16 protein-coding genes and 3 pseudogenes are annotated in these 17,182 nt (G+C 69.3%); 10 read left to right on the plus strand and 9 right to left on the minus strand.

The window, feature by feature from the left end; all coding sequences use genetic code 11:
* Positions 1-358: 358 nt before the first annotated feature.
* Complete coding sequence (locus tag QMK30_RS34200) at positions 359-1,804, plus strand: glyceraldehyde-3-phosphate dehydrogenase (protein WP_283522233.1); 1,446 nt, start codon at positions 359-361, stop codon at positions 1,802-1,804.
* A gap of 230 nt (positions 1,805-2,034) precedes the next feature.
* A complete protein-coding gene (locus QMK30_RS34205) occupies positions 2,035-2,322 on the plus strand; it encodes a hypothetical protein (RefSeq protein WP_283522234.1) in 288 nt (95 codons plus the stop codon).
* A gap of 95 nt (positions 2,323-2,417) precedes the next feature.
* Here QMK30_RS34205 and QMK30_RS34210 read toward each other — a convergent pair whose 3' ends face one another.
* Positions 2,418-3,320: an NAD(P)-dependent oxidoreductase gene (locus QMK30_RS34210; protein WP_349362142.1), complete on the minus strand. Its 903-nt coding sequence runs from the start codon at positions 3,318-3,320 to the stop codon at positions 2,418-2,420.
* A gap of 79 nt (positions 3,321-3,399) precedes the next feature.
* Here QMK30_RS34210 and QMK30_RS34215 point away from each other — a divergent pair.
* Positions 3,400-3,567, plus strand: a pseudogene (locus tag QMK30_RS34215) (MerR family transcriptional regulator); the annotation flags it as partial.
* Positions 3,568-3,748: 181 nt separating this feature from the next.
* Positions 3,749-4,195: pseudogene (locus QMK30_RS34220) on the plus strand (alpha/beta fold hydrolase); the annotation flags it as partial.
* 70 nt (positions 4,196-4,265) lie between these two features.
* Here the strand turns inward: QMK30_RS34220 and QMK30_RS34225 are convergent.
* From QMK30_RS34225 to QMK30_RS34235, 3 genes are all read right to left on the minus strand, one after another.
* Entirely contained in the window at positions 4,266-4,931 is a 666-nt protein-coding gene (locus QMK30_RS34225; protein ID WP_283522236.1) for a TOPRIM nucleotidyl transferase/hydrolase domain-containing protein, read from the minus strand.
* 187 nt (positions 4,932-5,118) lie between these two features.
* Positions 5,119-5,505 carry a type II toxin-antitoxin system death-on-curing family toxin gene (locus QMK30_RS34230; protein WP_283522237.1) on the minus strand — a complete coding sequence of 129 codons (387 nt, stop codon included), beginning with the start codon at positions 5,503-5,505 and terminating at the stop codon, positions 5,119-5,121.
* A complete protein-coding gene (locus QMK30_RS34235) occupies positions 5,502-5,639 on the minus strand; it encodes a hypothetical protein (RefSeq protein WP_283522238.1) in 138 nt (45 codons plus the stop codon). The genes QMK30_RS34230 and QMK30_RS34235 overlap by 4 nt, the downstream gene beginning before the upstream one ends.
* Positions 5,640-5,676: 37 nt before the next feature.
* Between QMK30_RS34235 and QMK30_RS34240 the strand changes: the two genes are divergently transcribed.
* Positions 5,677-6,462, plus strand: a complete 786-nt coding sequence (locus QMK30_RS34240) for a saccharopine dehydrogenase family protein (RefSeq protein ID WP_283522239.1) — start codon at positions 5,677-5,679, stop codon at positions 6,460-6,462.
* Positions 6,463-6,570: 108 nt separating this feature from the next.
* Here QMK30_RS34240 and QMK30_RS34245 read toward each other — a convergent pair whose 3' ends face one another.
* From QMK30_RS34245 to QMK30_RS34255, 3 genes are all read right to left on the minus strand, one after another.
* Positions 6,571-7,032, minus strand: a complete 462-nt coding sequence (locus QMK30_RS34245; RefSeq protein ID WP_283522240.1) for a DUF3592 domain-containing protein — start codon at positions 7,030-7,032, stop codon at positions 6,571-6,573.
* A gap of 122 nt (positions 7,033-7,154) precedes the next feature.
* A complete protein-coding gene (locus QMK30_RS34250) occupies positions 7,155-7,445 on the minus strand; it encodes a hypothetical protein (protein WP_283522241.1) in 291 nt (96 codons plus the stop codon).
* Positions 7,446-7,556: 111 nt separating this feature from the next.
* Positions 7,557-8,435: an alpha/beta fold hydrolase gene (locus QMK30_RS34255; protein ID WP_283522242.1), complete on the minus strand. Its 879-nt coding sequence runs from the start codon at positions 8,433-8,435 to the stop codon at positions 7,557-7,559.
* A gap of 114 nt (positions 8,436-8,549) precedes the next feature.
* Between QMK30_RS34255 and QMK30_RS34260 the strand changes: the two genes are divergently transcribed.
* Both QMK30_RS34260 and QMK30_RS34265 read left to right on the plus strand, forming a co-directional pair.
* Entirely contained in the window at positions 8,550-10,520 is a 1,971-nt protein-coding gene (locus QMK30_RS34260; RefSeq protein WP_283522243.1) for an AfsR/SARP family transcriptional regulator, read from the plus strand.
* Between the two features lie 383 nt (positions 10,521-10,903).
* Complete coding sequence (locus QMK30_RS34265; RefSeq protein ID WP_283522244.1) at positions 10,904-11,215, plus strand: hypothetical protein; 312 nt, start codon at positions 10,904-10,906, stop codon at positions 11,213-11,215.
* Between the two features lie 390 nt (positions 11,216-11,605).
* Here QMK30_RS34265 and QMK30_RS34270 read toward each other — a convergent pair whose 3' ends face one another.
* Positions 11,606-12,940, minus strand: a complete 1,335-nt coding sequence (locus QMK30_RS34270; protein ID WP_283522245.1) for a PP2C family protein-serine/threonine phosphatase — start codon at positions 12,938-12,940, stop codon at positions 11,606-11,608.
* Positions 12,941-13,339: 399 nt separating this feature from the next.
* Here QMK30_RS34270 and QMK30_RS34275 point away from each other — a divergent pair, with 399 nt between their 5' ends.
* Both QMK30_RS34275 and QMK30_RS34280 read left to right on the plus strand, forming a co-directional pair.
* Complete coding sequence (locus QMK30_RS34275) at positions 13,340-13,495, plus strand: hypothetical protein (protein WP_283522246.1); 156 nt, start codon at positions 13,340-13,342, stop codon at positions 13,493-13,495.
* Positions 13,496-13,855: 360 nt separating this feature from the next.
* Positions 13,856-14,806, plus strand: coding sequence for a YihY/virulence factor BrkB family protein (locus QMK30_RS34280; RefSeq protein ID WP_283522247.1), 951 nt, complete (start codon positions 13,856-13,858; stop codon positions 14,804-14,806).
* Between the two features lie 786 nt (positions 14,807-15,592).
* Here the strand turns inward: QMK30_RS34280 and QMK30_RS34285 are convergent.
* Entirely contained in the window at positions 15,593-16,453 is an 861-nt protein-coding gene (locus QMK30_RS34285) for a hypothetical protein (RefSeq protein ID WP_283522248.1), read from the minus strand.
* An 89-nt stretch (positions 16,454-16,542) separates the two neighbouring features.
* On the opposite strand from QMK30_RS34285, the pseudogene QMK30_RS34290 reads away from it, so the two are divergent.
* Positions 16,543-16,743: pseudogene (locus QMK30_RS34290) on the plus strand (hypothetical protein); the annotation flags it as partial.
* Between the last annotated feature and the right edge of the window lie 439 nt (positions 16,744-17,182).

Here is a 17,182-nt window from a genome sequence, read left to right on the forward strand (position 1 = left end):
CGGTCGGAGGGCCGTGCCCGGTCATGCCGATGATCGTGTACGCCTTCGGCCCGCGACTCCAGCCCTTTTCCGGAGCCCTCGGGCCTGGGCCCGGCCGGTGACCCGAGTCGAGAACCGCGAACGCGTACGAAGGCGACGGCCCGGCGTTCACTCCCGGGGTGACCGTGCGGGACCAGGGCCACCGCCCGGCCCACCAGCTGGGCGTCGGCCCCGCGAGGTTGTGCCGGATTGGGTAGCTCCACCGAGCTCCCCTCCGGCGCCGAAGCCGATCGCGGATCCCGTTCGGGCAGGACCGTTTCAATGATCAAAGCTACGTGGGGTTAGCATATGAGCGCCCCCTAGCTCGAAAGATAAGCCTGTGACTGTCAATGACGACTCGTTCACCAACTGGAAAAACCGCGAGGAGATCGCGGAGTCGATGATTCCGATCATCGGCAAGTTGCACCGGGAGCGGGATGTCACCGTTCTGCTCCACAGCCGCTCCTTGGTGAACAAGTCAGTGGTCAGCATCCTCAAGACCCACCGCTTCGCCCGGCAGATCACCGGGGTGGAACTCTCGGTCACCGAGACACTGCCGTTTGTGCAGGCACTCACCGCGCTCGATCTCGGCCCTTCCCAGATCGACATCGGCTTGCTCGCCGCGACGTACCGGACCGATGACCGCGGTCTCTCCGTGCAGGAGTTCACCGCCGGAGCCGTCGCCGGTGCGACGGGTGACAGCAAAATCGAGCAGCGCGAGTCGCGCGACGTCGTCCTCTACGGCTTCGGCCGCATCGGCCGCCTCCTCGCCCGTCTGCTCATCGAGAAGGCCGGCTCCGGCAACGGCCTGCGCCTGCGCGCCATCGTCGTCCGCAAGGGGGCCGGCCAGGACATCGTCAAGCGTGCCTCGCTGCTGCGCCGTGACTCCATCCATGGTCAGTTCCAGGGCACGATCACCGTCGACGAGGCGAACAGCAAGATCATCGCCAACGGCAACGAGATCAAGGTGATCTACTCCGACGACCCGACGGCGGTGGACTACACGGCGTACGGCATCAAGGACGCCATCCTCATCGACAACACCGGCAGGTGGCGCGACCGCGAGGGCCTGTCGAAGCACCTGCGCCCCGGCATCGCCAAGGTCGTTCTGACCGCACCGGGCAAGGGCGATGTCCCGAACATCGTCCATGGTGTCAACCACGACACCATCAAGCCGGACGAGCAGATCCTGTCCTGCGCGTCCTGCACCACCAATGCGATCGTCCCGCCGCTGAAGGCGATGGCGGACGAGTACGGCGTCCTGCGTGGCCATGTGGAGACCATCCACTCCTTCACCAACGACCAGAACCTGCTGGACAACTATCACGAGTCCGACCGCCGCGGCCGCTCGGCGCCCCTCAACATGGTTATCACCGAGACCGGTGCGGCCTCCGCCGTCGCCAAGGCGCTGCCGGACCTCAAGGCCAGGATCACCGGCAGTTCGATCCGCGTCCCGGTCCCGAACGTCTCGATCGCGATCCTCAACCTGCGGCTCGCACGCGAGACCACTCGTGAGGAGGTCCTCGACTACCTCCGCCATGTGTCGCTGGCCTCGCCGCTCAAGCGCCAGATCGACTTCATCAGCGCCCCCGACGCGGTCTCGAGCGACTTCATCGGCTCGCGCCACGCCTCGATCATCGACGCCGGCGCCACCAAGGTCGAGGGCGACGACGCGATCCTCTACCTCTGGTACGACAACGAGTTCGGCTACTCCAGCCAGGTCATCCGCGTTGTTCAGCACGTATCCGGGGTCGAGTACCCGACCTACCCGGCACCGGTGATCTGAGCCACGGCACCACCGCTCCCGTCCGCCGTCCTGCCCGCCCCGGGCAGGACGGCGGTCCGCATGAACAGAGGGCGTACGGGGTGTTCTCGGCGCGCGGGACTGTTTACACCACGCACGCCCGGGTGCGTCGGGCGAAGCCGCGCCGATCCGGTGTCAGCCGATCTTGGCGCCGTACACGTGCTCGGTCGGCGACCGTGCTGACGGGAAGTTCGGACCACTACGACGTGCGGGTGCGTCTCGATCGCCTCACCACATCCACCACCGGCGTGGACATCGAAGTCACCGGCCGCGGCCGGGATCCGGTCGACCTCGAAGGAGCTTCGGTGGAGGCGGTGATGGAGCGGATGGGCCACGCGATGCCGTCGCTGACTGCCGAGGCGCTCGGCGACGGGCGATTCCGGGCTCGCGGACAGTTTTTCCTGATGCCCGGCGAGTGGGAAGTCGGTGTGCGGCTGCGCACGGCGGGCCGCGCCGCGGAGCTCGCGACCGTATCAGTCGTGGTTCCTTCCGGCGCCTAGCGGTGGTCTGTCGAAGGTGGTTCGGGGCGGCAGTAGCCCTGACGACCGGACACCACAGAGCCACACGATCGGACGACCACGACCCGGACGTCGACTCACGCATCGCCCCCTGAGGGCTTGCGGAACTGCTCGATCATCGCTGCGTAACTGTTGCCGCCGTGACCGGCAGCAACAGCCCGGTCCGTCAGAGCCTTGAAGAACGTGGGGAGTTCGGCATTGACACCGAGGAACTCGCTTTCGTGGATGAGGTGTTCCATCGCGCCCAGATGGGTGTCGATGGTGGAATCGAGGGCCGGATACGCGCCGTCGTCGATCTGCTGCGCGTCGCCGGCCAGCCAGTCGGCCACGGTGCCGATCCCCTTCTGTGCGAGCGGGGCGAACGTCGCGGCGTCCACTCCCGCCGCGCCGAGCAAGGCGGCGCCCTGCAGGAAGCCGTTGAGAACGCTCCACATCAGGCCCAGCACGGCAACGTCGTGCAGTGACGACAGGCCGTGGTCGTCACCGAGGTACGTCGTGTCTGCCCCGAGGCTTCTCAGGGCCGACTCGTGCAGGTCGAAGGCCGACCGCGGCCCGCTGTAGAGGATGACGGCGTCCGCAGTGCCGATGGCCGGGGGGATGGCCAAGATCGCACCGTCGAGGTAGGTGCTGCCCTGCTGTGCCGCCCACTCGGCCGTCTCACGGGCCTGCGCCGAGGTGCCCGAGGTCAGGTTCACCACCACCCGGCCGTCGAGGGTGGCGCCCAGTGGATGGAGGAGCTTGTGCACGGCGTCGTAGTCCGTGACACAGACGACCACGAGTGGGCTGGCCGTGACGGCTTCGTCGGGTGAGCCGGCGAATCTCGCGCCCTGCGCGACCAGCTGTTCGGCCTTCGCTGCCGTGCGGTTCCACACGGTCGTGGGGTGCCCGGCGCGCAGGAACGCTCCGGCCAGAGCCTGGCCCATCAGGCCCAGGCCGATGACTGTCACGGGTGTGTGGTAGGCATCGTGATTCTGCATTATGCGTCCCCTCCAGGTGAGTCGGTGGTCATGGCAGAATCATCAACGTTCACACCGGTATGAAGGTCAAGGAGGAATGAGCCTGCTGATGGGGGAGTTGAGCCGGAGGACCGGAGTCCGCACGTATCAGCTGCGGTACTACGAGGCCCAGGGTCTGCTGGAGCCCGGCCGCGATGCCAGCGGCTACCGCGAGTATGCCGACGAGGCCGTCCTGACCGTGACTCAGATCAGGCATGTGCTGCCCGAAGGGCGTCAAAGGCCGTCTCTTGTACACAGCATTCTCTGGGTCGGTCCGGGCCGGCAGACAGCCCTGTTTGGCATGTCCGCCACATGCTTCCCCGCAGGCTCCCCGAAGAGGCGTTCGCCAGATGTAACTCTGGTGAAGATCGGTCATCCAACACCGCCAGCAGCAGAGCGCCTTGGTGTGGTTGCGCAACGGCTTGGCCGATCGGCTGCTCGCCGAGGGCATGGACGGCTATGTGGGCGACGTGATCGACAAGATGCTCGCCGCGTACAACGTCACAGCGATGCCGGAGGTGGCCGCGCGCGTCCTGGGGATGATGCGCGCCACCGACCCGCGTGCCACCGACCCGCGTGCCACCGACCCGCGCGGCGCCGCGGCCGCGCGGCGCGGACGGGCCGAACGTCCCGACTACCGGGACATCCTGGCTGCCGTCGAGGTACCGGTTCTCATCGTCGTCGGTACGGACGACATCTACGCCCCTGTCGCCGAAGCCGAGGCCATCCACGGCCTCATCCCGCACGCTGCCGTCGCCGTCATCGACCGGGCGGGGCACCTGCCGGGCGCCGAACGGCCCGAATGTTTCAACACCGCACTGTTGGACTTCCTCACCACGCAGGTCACTGCCCGGACCTGATCCGCGCCCGGTCCCGCCAGTAGGGGGCAGGCATCAAGGTGTCGGACTACGGGCGGCGCAAGGTGTCGGATCAGACGTGGGCGAGCAGGTGGTCCAAAGGACGCGGCAGGTGCGCGAGATCCAAGTCGTTGACGAGCGCGCGGGCGTAGTGGGCCTTCCGGCCGCTGATGGTTCCCATGAAACGCTGAAGTTGCTGCTCGACGGTTCTCTCCCGTTGCGCGGGTTGCCTCTGGAAGGTTCTAAAGGTCCGCAGGTCGCCTTGGTCGTCGAGCACATCTTGAACGCGGGCGGTACCCAGGGCTCGGATCAACTCGTCCTCAAGGTCCGCCTCGCACACATAGAAGCCGAGCAACTCCATATCGGCGCGGGTGAGATGAGAGCCGAGGCCGGCCCGCTCCAGGGCGCGCCGGAAGTGGTGCTCCTCCCCGACGTCGCACAGGCCCGCCAGTCCCACGTCGAGTCCTTCGGGGCCGACCAGGTTCAGGAATCTTCCGATGCTTGTGGCACCCCCGAGCGGTACGACCGCGATGCCCTCGGTGGCAAGGCTTCGTTGCTGGCGCTCAGCCAGCGCTTCGAGCGCCGCCTGGTCACTGACCCCTTCGACGAGTATGACCGTACGCAAGCCGGCGTCGGCGGCCAGTTCACGCGCGGCCGCGGCCGCGCTGGTCGCTGAGACACCCCGGCCGTCGGCCGCCCACTCGATAACCGCCGTCCGGAAGCGCCTCGTCTTTTCCATCGGCCCAGTGTCACACCTCACCCATTCGCCCAGCCGGAAACGGGGACGCAGCGCAGGCCGGCGATGCCCGGCATGGCGGGGCAAATCCTCACGTGATGTACGCGATTGAGGCGAACTCGCGGCTGGATGCCCGAAGGTTCACCAGGGTATGCAACTCGGCGCCCATCGCGGCGTCCTTGCGAATGCGTCAGTCGACAGCCCAGTCGCGGAGCCGGCGGGCGATGCGGGCGACGCCGAGAGCGCCGGACGCGGCATCGCGCACGAGCGCGACGGCGGCCTTGGGCGGATAGTCGACCTGCCGCCCGTTCAGGGCGAGGTAGGCCTCGGTCGAGTGCCAGGCGAAAGCCTCGTTCGAGTGCTCGAGGCAGGGCAGTTTCGCCAGCGTCTGCAGCAGGGCGGCAGCCTTGAGGTGGAGGGAGCCGTAGATGTCACGTCCCATCGCGCCCGCGTCGACCCGCGCCACGGCGGCGTACAGCGGTCCGAGGTCATCGACCTGGGGGTCGCCGTCCAGGAGCTCGGCGGCGTGCAGCAGGAAGGTGACATCGAGGCGGTGCGGCGGTTCGGGCCGGGTCACGCGGCCCGGCCCTGCTCCTGCTGCTCGATCTCGGCCCGCGCCTGCTGCTCGGCAGCCCGCTCTTCCGCGGCCGGACCGCTGCTGCCGGACTCGGCGGCGAACGTGGCTCCGCTGTCAGGCGCGGCGGCGGTCATCAACTGCGCAGGCCCCTTCACCGAGACCGCACCGCCCGTGGTCGATGCGGCGCTGCGCGCCGGCATTGCCTACCTGGACGTGGCCGCGGAGCAGGCCGTCGCCCTGGAGACGTTCCAGCGGCATGGCCGGCAAGCTCGCGAAGCCGGCGTGGTGGTCGCCCCGTCGATGGCGTTCTACGGCGGGCTGGGCAACCTGCTCGCCGGCGCGGTGATGGGCGACTGGCCGGCTGCGGACGACATCACGATCACGATCGCGATCGCACTCGACAGCTGGCAGCCGACAGAAGGCACCCGCAAGACCGTGCGGCGCAACGCGGGCCGGCATCTGGTCTTCACCGGCAACAGGCTCACCCCGCCAACCGGCCCGCCGCGGACCGAGACCTGGCAGTTCCCGCCCCCGCTGGGCGCCCAGGAGGTCACCGAACTGTCCACGGCCGACCAGGTCACCATCTCCCGCCACCTGCGGGTACCGGAGATCCGCGTCTACATCAACCAGACGCCCCTGCGCGATCTGAGCGATCCCGCGACGCCCCCGCCCACGGCGGTCGACGCCGACGGGCGCTCGACGCAGACCTTCCTCGTCGAGGTGGTCGCGCGCCGGGCCGGTGCGCAGCGCCGCGCGACAGCGTCCGGCCGGGACATCTACGCGGTCACCGCACCCATCGTCGTGGAAGCGGCGGTACGCATCCTCGGCGGCCGGGTCCGCAGAGCCGGGGTCGCCGCCGCCGGCGAGCTTTTCGACGCCTCGGACTTCCTGCGGGCGCTCGATCCTGCCCGCCTGGCCTTCACCGCACCCGACCACGGGCAGGCCGGCGGGAACTGAGGGCTGTCCGGCCGGTATCAACAGCGCTCGTGATCAATACGGCTGGGGCTCGGCCGTCCCGTACCGGCCGGGCTTCGGGCCGGCCTGGCGGTCGTCGGCCGAGGTGCCTCAGAAAAGGGCCATCGCGAAGCCCACCACGGCGAACAGGAGCCCCATGCAGACGAAGATGACCTGCAACCCGCCCATCAGGCAGGAGGCGGCTCCCATCCCGGGTGGTGGCGCCCCGGCCGGAACGGCCCGCTCGGGGCTGTGCGGCAGGTACCGCACCGGCACGATGTCGCCCCTCACGTATGGCTGGTGCGAGGTGACCTGGGCCCGCACATCCCGCCCGTCGAAGGTGTAGAACCCGAGTATCAGGCGCCGCTGGCTGTGACCCGGTCCGTTCGAGGAGTTCTGGTGCACCATGAACGTCTCCAGGCACCGGGCCTCGGCCATGAGCCCCTCCCGCAGAGTCCGACTGTAGGCAGCGGCCTTTCGTACCGTCCAGACGAACATACCGATCCCGACGGCCGCAAACAGCAGCCCGATCATTCCGAAGAACATCCCGAAGGCCTCGCCCAGAGAAAACATCCCGCACCCCCCCCCGCTGATGGACCGGCGCTTCGTGCTCGCGGATCCGGTGACGCCTCTGAAGAGGGGTAACAGTACAGCTGCGGTTCCCGTTCTTCGCGGGCCAGAGGTGACTGGGCGAGTCAGCCGCTGAGTCCCCAGAGGAGGGCGATGGTGCCGGCGAGTCCGGCCGCGCCGAGGGTGGTTCCGGCGATGGCGGTCCACAGGCGGCCGGTACCGAGGCGGGCATGGTGGATCCCTGCTGGGCCGAGGGTGACTGCGAGGCCTCCGGCGATGATGGCCCACGGGAGCATGCCGAACGCGAGCGCGGGCGTCAATGCGCACATGGCGGAGAGGGATCCGAGGACAAGCGCAGTAGGACCGAGGGCGACGGCGGGTGTGTCGGTCCGGTTGGGCACGGTCGGCTCAGGCATGACCTGTTCTCCTTATATTTGAACGAGTTCAAATTTAGCGCCGATCGTACCAACGGGTCCGGGAGGTCGGCTGGTTGGGGCGGGAGGAGGAGGCCCACTGGCCGCGATCGCTCAGCGGTGGAGAAGAGCCCGGAGTGTCTCGGCGATGTCGGCGGGAGCCTCCTCGGCCATGAAATGGCCGGAGGTGACGGTGTTGTGGCACAGGCCGGGGGCCCAGGATGCCCACAGCGCGGCGGCGTCGAAGCCGAGGGCCGCGCCCCAGTCCTGCGTGAGCACGGTGACCGGCATGGCCAGCTGGTTGCCGGCCGCCCGGTCCGCGTGGTCGTGCTCGATGTCGATGCCGGCCGTGGCGCGGTAGTCGGCGACGATCGAGGGCACCGCCTCGCGGCAGGCCTTCAGGTACGCGGCGCGGATGTCCGCGGGGATCGCCTGCGAGTCGTTGGCCCAGATGTCGAGGAAGTGGCCGAAGAAGGCATCCGGGCAGGCCGCGATCATCTGCTCGGGCAGCCCCGGCGGCTGGGCCATCAGGTATAGGTGGAAACCGACGGCCGCGCTCTCCCCATGCAGCACGTCCCACATGTCGAGGGTGGGAAGAACATCGAGGATGGCGAGGTGCGTGATGCGGTCGGGGTGATCAAGGCCGGCGCGGAAGGCCACCAGGGCGCCGCGGTCGTGCCCGGCCAGGGCGAAACGTTCGTGGCCCAGGGCTCCGGCAAGCGCGACGACGTCCGCGGCCATGGTGCGCTTGGAATATGCGGTGCCATCGGTATCGACGGGCTTGTCACTGTCTCCGTAACCACGGAGATCTGGGCAGATCACGGTGTGGTCGGCCGCGAGATCGGCGGCGACGTGCCGCCACATCAGATGGGTCTGCGGGAAGCCGTGCAGCAGCACGATCGGAGTGCCCGAGCCGACGACGGCCGCGTTCAGGGCCACACCGTCCGCGACGGTGATCCGCTGGTAGTCGAAGTTGGCGGCGATAGGCGCCATGATCAGCCTCTTTTCCCTTGATGAGCAGGTACCTCAACCCTGACGGCACCGGATGAGCATCGAGTGAGCGAGCGATAGTTTGAAGCCGTAACAGAGGAGAGAGCAGGTCATGGTGTGAGCGTCACGTTCGGGATTCTCGGGCCGGTGGTCGCGTGGGACCGCGACGGCGGCCTCATCGGCCTGAAAGGACCCCGGCACCGCGCGGTACTGGCTCGGTTGATCGTCGCCCGAGGCCGCGTCGTACCGGTGACACGCCTGGTCGAGGATCTGTGGGTGGAACCGCCCGCGGGTGGGGTCGGTGCGGTACGCACCTTCGTGTCCGCGTTGCGGCGGGCCGTCGAGCCGCAGCGCCCGCCCCGTACTCCGGCCCATCTCCTGGTCACCGAAGGCCCGGGATACGCGTTGCGCGCCGACCACGGCGCCGTCGACGGGTGGCGCTTCGAGCAGGCGCTCGCTGATGCCGCCACGCTCTCGCCCCAGGAGGCGCTACCTCGACTGGCCGATGCGCTGGAGTGCTGGCGCGGCCCCGCCTTCGCCGATTTCTCCGAGGAGAGGTGGGCGCGTACCGAAATTTCCCGCCTCGGCGAGCTGAGGCTGCACGCCGTGGAACGCCAGGGCGCGGCGCGGTTGGCCCTGGGGGATGCCGCGCAGGCGGTGGCGGACCTGGACGCGCATGTGGCCGAGCACCCGTGGCGGGAGGAGGGGTGGCGGCTGCTGGCCCTGGCGCTGTATCGCGCCGGCCGTCAGGGCGACGCCCTCGCGGTACTGCGCCGGGCGCGACGACTCCTGATCGACCAGCTCGGGGTGGAACCCGGCACGGTACTGCGCCGCCTGGAAGCAGACATCCTCGCGCAGGAAAACCACCTCGAACCGGCCCTCGAGCCGAGCGATGCGGCCGAACACGTCTGGGCGGACGCCGCGGCCGACTACGACCGGACCGTGGCCCACGGCGCCCGGGCACGACTTGAGTCGACCGTAGGTCTACTGCGCGATCTCGCTGTGACCGGCGGTGGCGGCCTCGAGGTCGCCCGCCGTCACCGCTCGGCCGCCATCACGGCAGCCGAAGGGCTGGGTGACGTGGAACTGACCGCCCGCGTGATCGGTGCGTACGACGTCCCGGCGATCTGGACCCGCGTCGACGACCCGCAGCACGCGTTGAGCGTCGTCGCCGCGGCGGAGCGCACGCTGAAAGCCCTTCAGCCGGGCGAGCACGAGGCCGCGCGTGCCCGCCTGCTGGCCACGATCGCTCTGGAATCACGGGGGACGCGATCGGCCCGTGGGCTGCAGGCCGCCCAGCAGGCGGAGCAGATCGCGCGCCGTCTGGACGACCCGGCGCTGCTGACGTTCGCCCTCAACGGCGTGTTCATGCAGACGTTCCACCGGGCGGGTCTGTCCCCACGCCGGGACAGGACAGGTGCGGAACTGATCGCTCTGTCCGAGCGGCACGGCCTGATCACGTACCAGATCCTCGGACACCTCATCCGTATCCAGTCGCGCAGTGCCCTCATGGACTTCTCGGGAGCCGAAGGGCACGCGGCGGCGGTGGACCGCCTGGCCGAACGCAACGAGCTGCCGCTGGCCAGCGTGTTCACACAGTGGTTCCGGGCTTCGCGTCTGGCCGCGACGGGTCCGGCAGCAGCGGCGGAGGCGGCCTATCAGGCCGCTGCGACCCAGCTCGACGGCGTCGGCATGCCCGGTCTCGAACGTGGTCTGCTGCCGCTGGCTCTGCTGTGCCTGCGCGTACAGAACGGCCGGCCCGCCCAGACGGACGAGCGGACCGACTGGGGACCTCATGAACCGTGGGCCATGCCTTTGGTCCTCCTCGCGCGAGGCACCCGCGTCGAGGCCGTGACAAGACTGCGGGGGCTGCCCGACCCTCCCCCCGGCCTGTTGTTCGAAGCTCTGTGGTGCCTGGTGGCGCGGGCGGCGATCGCCGTGTCCGACCGGGCCACGATGGTTCGAGCCGTAAGCGCGCTCTCGCCTGCGGCGGAGGAACTGGGCGGCGCGGCCAGTGGCCTGCTGACCGTCGGTCCTGTCTCGCGACATCTCAACGAGCTCGCCACCGCACTGCGGAACACTCAATGACGCCGTACTGGTGGAGGACTCCGCCGGTGTGGGCGGTGACGAGCCGGTCGGCACGGATTGTCGGGTGTCGTGCGGATTCTTGGCTGTGGTGGGGGCAGGATGGAGGAATGGGTTGTGGTCCTGGGTGTGGTGTGGCGGGTGGGCGCACGGAGCTCGGTGTCAAGGGTGACTTGACTGAGGGCATCGGGCATCGGCGATGCCCGGCGTGGGAAGTTTTTCGCGCCGCGTGTCTGCGGAATTGGCCTGGGACCGCGCCGAAGACCGGCACCCGCTATGGGCCGGGGTATGGCGCATCGCGTCGGCGGGGGTCCTCTGCTGCTCGACACGACAGGTACGTAGCGCCTTGTGGGGCGCCGGCCGTGATATGAGAAATGGGAGTCTGTATGACCACCTTTGTTATCTCCGTCCCGGGCACGTTTGTGCACGAGGTGACGGCTGCTGAACGGGCCGCTGTCGTTGCGTACTTGCGTCCGGCTGATCCGCAGCACACAGCGTTGGGTCAGTTGGAGGACCTGGACATCCTCACGGTCCATGACAACGGCACGTTCACCCTTCGCCTGGAGATGGAAGCCGATGACAGCCACAGTGCCGAGAGGCACGCGAAGCGGGTGGCCGCTGCTGCGCTGCGCCAAGCCGGAATCGACGAGGACCAGGCCCCGCTCGGCCCGACAGCGGTGACCGGTATCGATACTTAGACCCACGACTTAAGACCCATGCCGGGACGTCAAGGGCGGATTGCTCTTACGTCCGTAGCCTGCGCCGGAACTCGCGTACCGCACAAGGCGGTACGCGAGACGGGAATCCGAGTGGCGGTGGTCACCCCGCATGTATCTCCGCCGTGATGATCTTGGCGTTGAGGTTCCACCGATCGGCCGAAGTGCCGCCGGATGCGGCCCAGTTGCCAGTTGTCGTAGTGCCGGTACTCGCAGTCTGCTGGTCTGGGTGGCCGGTTTCCTGGTGATGCCGGCCTTCCAGGCGTTGCCGTGGCATCGTGTCCACTCCCGATGACAGTGGCGGATACGCGGCCGTGGCGCGCAGGTGGCCCGACGCGAACTGGGCTACCTACGACGCGTTCCTCGCCGAGGTCAGGGCTGGGGGGTGACGCGCAGCAGCATCAGGGCGGTGTCGTCCACCGCGTAGCCCCCGGCGTGCTCGGAGGCTTCGCGCCACAACCGGTCCAGAGTCTCGGTCGCATCGCAGCCGACGGTGGCGGCCAGCGCGCGTGCGAGGCGTTCTTCGCCGAACAGTGGCCCCCTGTCCGCGCTACGGGCTTCAGTGATGCCGTCGGTGTACAGCAGCAGCGCGTCCCCGGGGTACAGCTGGAAGGCCGTCTCCTCATGGTGGTCCTGGTCGGCGGGGAGCAGCGGGCTCAGCAGTATCCCGGCGGCGTGCAGTTGCTCCACGGTGCCGTCGGCGCGGCGTATCAGGGCCGGGGGATGGCCGGCGCTGGCGTACCGTCCGACGATCCCGCAGCCGGCCGGCCGGAAGGTGGCCAGGGCGGCGGTCAGGAACCGGTCGCTGACTCTCTGGTCGGCCATGGCCTGGTGCAGACGGTGCAGGACGGTGCTGGGGCGGGCGTGCTGGGTGGCCTCGGCGCGCACGGTGTAGCGGGCCAGGGCGGTGACCTTGGCCGCGTCGATGCCCTTGCCGCAAACATCCCCCATCAGCGCCGCCCAGGTCTTGCCGCTGGTGCGGAACAGGTCGTAGAAATCTCCGACCACTTCGGCGCCCGCGGCGCCCGTCGCGTCCGCCGGCAGGTGCACCGCGGCAACATCCAGGCCGGGAGTGTCGGGGAGGCGGGGCGGCAGGAGGCTGTCCTGCAAGGTTCGGGCCAGGGCCGCAGAGGCCTCCGCCGAGGCGCGGGCCTGACGCAAAGCCTGGCGCAGGGCGATCTCGGAGGACACCGACCTGGCCAGCGTCCTCAATGCTTGTGTCTGTTCCGGCGTGAAGGGGCGGGCGTCCTTGTCCACCACACAGAACCCGCCCAGCACGTATCCGTCCGGGGAGACCACGGGGTAACCGGCCCACGCTCCGATACCCAGGGCGTCGACATCGGCAAGGTGGCTGATCCTCGGGTCGGTGGCGGCGTCCTCCGCGATCAGCGGTGCCCCGGTGCCGATGAGGATGTGGCAGGGGCTGTCACGGATGTCGTTCTCCCGGCCTGCTGCCGGATCCATACCGATCGAGCTCTTCCAAAACGACCGTCGCCCGTCCGCGACGGTGAAGAACGCCTTCTGCGCGCCCGTGATCACCAGCGCCAGCTGGGCGAGATCGTCGAAGGTGCCCTCTGGCGAAGAGTCCAGCAGGCCACTGGCCGCCACCGCCGCCAGCCGTGCCGGATCGAACACCGCATCCGGTAGCTCACCTGTGGGAGGAACGATCTCCTTCGCCATCATCGTGCCGCCACCTGTCTTCCTCACCCGCCGCTCGCTCCGGGACCCCCGGGGTGTCAAGTGACCTGACAGGAGGATAGTGCCGCCTCCTCGGTGACAGGGCAGTGCCCTGGGCGCATCCGCGTGAACCCAGATGCTATGCCCCGGCGCTCCGGAAGCCCCAGCACCGCAGTGGCGCCGACGGTCGGCCAGGAGGCCGTCGCAAAGATTTCGTCCATGCTGCGCGACAAATGATCTGTGCGTGCATTGGTGGCCAAGAGCGGGGCACACGGTGATCGAGCGACAGGGATCCAGTGGCCGTCGAACCGGCGGCTGCCGCGGATCTCACTTGGCCCGGGCCACGACGGCGCGGGCAGGGCGAAGGCCGGTGACTCTCACGAGGCACGGACTGGACACCCTGAAGAGACCAGAAGATGGGAAACACACATGATTATCCTTGGCGTCATTCTGCTCATCATCGGCGTGCTGGCCGGTATCTCCCTCCTGACGACGGTCGGCGGCATTCTCGTCGTGGTCGGTGCGGTTCTGTGGATCCTCGGCGCGATGGGTCGCCAGGTCGGCGGGCGCAAGCATTTCTTCTAGTCCCGCGACCCCTGCGGGCTCAACGTGGCACGGATGGGCCGCTGCCGAGAAGACTGAGGCGGTCGGAGCAGGTCTGGTAAAGGAAGCTGTCACCGGATTGGTGCACCCCCTTTACGTGGTTCGGGGTCTCGTGGAGAAGCTCTCCACCGGGCCCCGCTGCCATGCCCGTCTTCGTACGGGCGTTGTGCGTGCGTGTCGGGTGTCACCTGCACCAACCCGATCGCCCCTGCCGCGCCACGTGCTCCTGCCCGTCCGCGTCCGTGCGGCCGGGCAGGGGAGGGATGATAGGCACCGGGAAGGTCCACGAATGATCGAGGAATCCCCGCCCTGATCCACCACCCACGTTCCCGGAGTACGAGCTTGCCCACCCAGACCGCCGCATCCGTGGAGCTGGTCCCCTGCGCGCGCGGGCGTGCCAGGGGGCCGCGTCGTTGGATCTCCGCCCTGCGCCGTACGCCTGTCTCGATCTGGAACGACGACGTCTCCGACTGGGCAGCAGCCCTGACGTACTACGCCATCCTCTCGCTGCTCCCGGCGCTCCTTGTCACCGTGTCCGTGATCGGCCTGGCCAACCCCGGGGCCACGACCGCGCTGATCGCCGACATCACCGCCTTCGCCCCCGCGGAGTCCGGGGAGGCGCTGCGTCGCCCGCTGGAGGCGGCGACCAAGGAGAGCGCCGCCGTATGGCTGCTCGTCGGGAGTGGGACCGTGAGCGCGGTGTGGTCCGCCTGCAGCTATCTGGCGGTCTTTCGCCGGGCACTGCACGCCATGCACCATGTCCAGGACGTTCGTCCCGCCTTGCGCAAGGCCCACATCATCGTGGCCTCGGCGATTGGGCTGCTCGTCCTCCTCATGACCAGTGCCTTCGCTCTGGTCATGACAGGGCCGGTGGCCCGCTGGCTCGGCCGGCGTGTCGGCCTGGCCCATGCCAGTGAGACGCTGTGGTCGGTCCTCAAGTGGCCGGTTCTGCTCTGTCTCGTCGCCTGTCTGATCCTTGTGCTCTTCCGTACCGGCCCGCGATCAGCGCGTGGCATTCGTGCGGGGCTGCCCGGCGGAATCCTGGCCGCGTTCCTGTGGCTGGTCGCCTCGGCGGGCTTCGCCCTGTACGCGACCCAGATCGCCAGTTACAGCCGCCTCTACGGTTCGCTCGCGGGGCTGGTCGTCTTCCTGATCTGGGTCTGGTTCGCCAATCTCGCCCTGCTGGCAGGGGCGCAGTTCAATGTGGAACTGCACGGCAGTGACCGAGCCTCCTCCGATGCGCTTCCGGCTGAGGCCGCCCTGCCGGAGAGCGACGCACCCTCCGTCGGCTGACCGGCGCACAGGCGGCCGACCGAAGGACGCGCCGAATCCGCGCGAGCAGCTGCCCGCGCACAACGCCTCGGCGGTGACCTGGAAGGCCCGGATGCCGAGTTGAGCACCCTCCTTGATCAGCGCGGTGCTGATCCTCGCTGTTGCGTCCACGTTGTCCACCGGCCACAGGGCGGCGGCGAGCGCGGCTAGTTCCGCGGGGCGGTGGAAGTGCGGCGCGCCGCGGAAGGACCAGACACGTTCAAGGCCGACCGGCGACGAGCCCCGTGCCGCGAGCGCCTGACGGGCCGATCCGCTTGGTGTGTCCTGCACGCCCATGGCCAGTACGTCCGGTGCGGACAGGGAACGGTCGAACCCGTGCACCGCCACCCGGTAGGCCATCACCTGTTCCCGGCTCACTTCGATCCGGTGCGTACCGCTCACGATCACACCCTTCCTCCGCGCGTGTCCGAACCGTACTTCCACCGTGCCGTGGGACCGGGGAGTTGAGCCGGCGGACCTTCTGTGAAGTCAGTCGTGCCGTACGAGGACGTGCCCGAATCCGGCCCACAGCCGCGCGCTGTAATGCTGTCGCCGGTCGTCGTGTCGCCGCAGTGGGCAGGCACCGCTGAGTCGGTTGGCCCGGCCGCGGCGCGCGGACCACTCGACGGGCTTGAGGCCCCATCAGAACCGGGGTGTGGCACGGTGAACGGCGGGACGAGCGGCGCGGCGGCACGTCCGCGAGCTCGTCGGTTCGCGAGCCCGACCGGCCCGCCGGTCGGGCTCGGTGCCGCAGTGCAACGCCGGGGTTCAGTCCTCTGCTGAGGGCCGCCTCCGGCGTGTGACGTCGATGGCGAGGGCGGTGTGTGCGGCGGAGAGGAATTCCGTCCGGGCCTGCCAGAACGCGTGTCGACGCTCGCCGAGTTTGGACATGAGCCGCACCCCGTAGGGACTTCCCCCGGCCGAGCGCAGGCTGCTCAGCAAGGCTGCGGCGTGGGCGGGCCTGATGCCGGGGCAGTCGCCCAGAGCGTGGGCGAACGCCTCACGCGCGGCGCGGAGTTCCGGCGTCGCGTCGGTGCCGACCGGGCGCTCGTGCAGCAGCCTGTCGAGCCGGGCGAGCGCGGCCCGGGCGTTCGTCCCGGGTGTGGCGGTGCCGGCAGGGGAGCCGCCCTCACCTGCGCGGAGTTCCTCCAGGTAGCCCAGTCCTCCGAGGTAGTCGGCACATCTGGCCATGGTCCGCTGCCAGTCGGAGAACCGGTCCGCACTCGCCTCCGCGGTTGCGGAGGCTTCCGCGGGGCCCTCGAGTTCGACCACAGCGAGCGCATCGCGGATCTCGCCGACCCAGCTGAGGAGCGAGGCGGAGCACTCGACGGCGCTCCGCGCCGAGCTCCCGTCGAACTCATCGGCTGCGTGGGCGGCCTTCCCCAGTGCGGAGAGGAAGGCGGCGTACGCGTCCCGGCGCAGCGACAGGCGCCACTGTTCGTGGACGGCCCGGGACGTATCCACGGCGGCCCGGTACGTGGCCTCCGCTTGTGCGAGCCCGGCGCGATGGGTGGCCTCCGCCGACCGCAGCGCGGCCTTCACCTGCCAGCGCACCGCGAACACGGTGGCCGGTATCGCGACGAGAGCGACGACAGGCGCCGCGACAGCGCCGATCCCTGCAAGGTCCATGGGCCGTCATTGTGCCGTAGACCACGGGCGCTCAAGGCAGTTGCGCAAGATCAATGCGGCTACGGGGCGCGGCACGTGTGGCCCTGGCGGCGCTCGGGCGCCGCCAGGCCCGCGCCGCCGCTCTGCTGACCCTGGCCCTGCCCGGTGGCGTGTACGTCTACCAGGGCGATGAGCTGGGCCTCGCGGAGGTGCAGGACCTGCCCGACCACGTCATTCAGGACCCGACCCTCGCACGGTCCGGGGGAGTGGACCGGGGCTGGGACGGCTGTCGGGTGCCGCTGCAATGGAGCGCCGGGCACACCGTCTTTGTCGACGACTTCGACACCCGCGTGGCCCAGGCAGCCGATCGGGGTCTGCCGTCCACGAAGTGGGAGACCTACTCGAACGGCGTACGCAAAGCCACATACGTTGATCCCGACGGCAACGAGATCGGGTTCGGCGGCGCCCCGCTCTGACCGGAAGCCAGGCGCCGGGGCGCCGGGGCGATCCCGCGCGGGTCGACCGGGGCGCGCTGTGGGCGGCGGGTGAACCGTCGACGCCGCGGGCCCGAACCTCGGCAGCCATGAGACGCCCTCTGCCCATCAGGCGCGCACCATGTCACCTGCTCACCCTCACCCACGCGGTGAATCGATTCACACACGGACCTAGCGAGCGGAACCTGAGCCGTCATAGAGGTGCCGGTGGGAGCGGAGGCCGAAGTGCACGTCCCTGCGCCCACCCGTTCGGCCG

This window comes from Streptomyces sp. H27-C3 (assembly GCF_030063415.1).
In the GTDB taxonomy this organism is placed as follows: domain Bacteria; phylum Actinomycetota; class Actinomycetes; order Streptomycetales; family Streptomycetaceae; genus Streptomyces.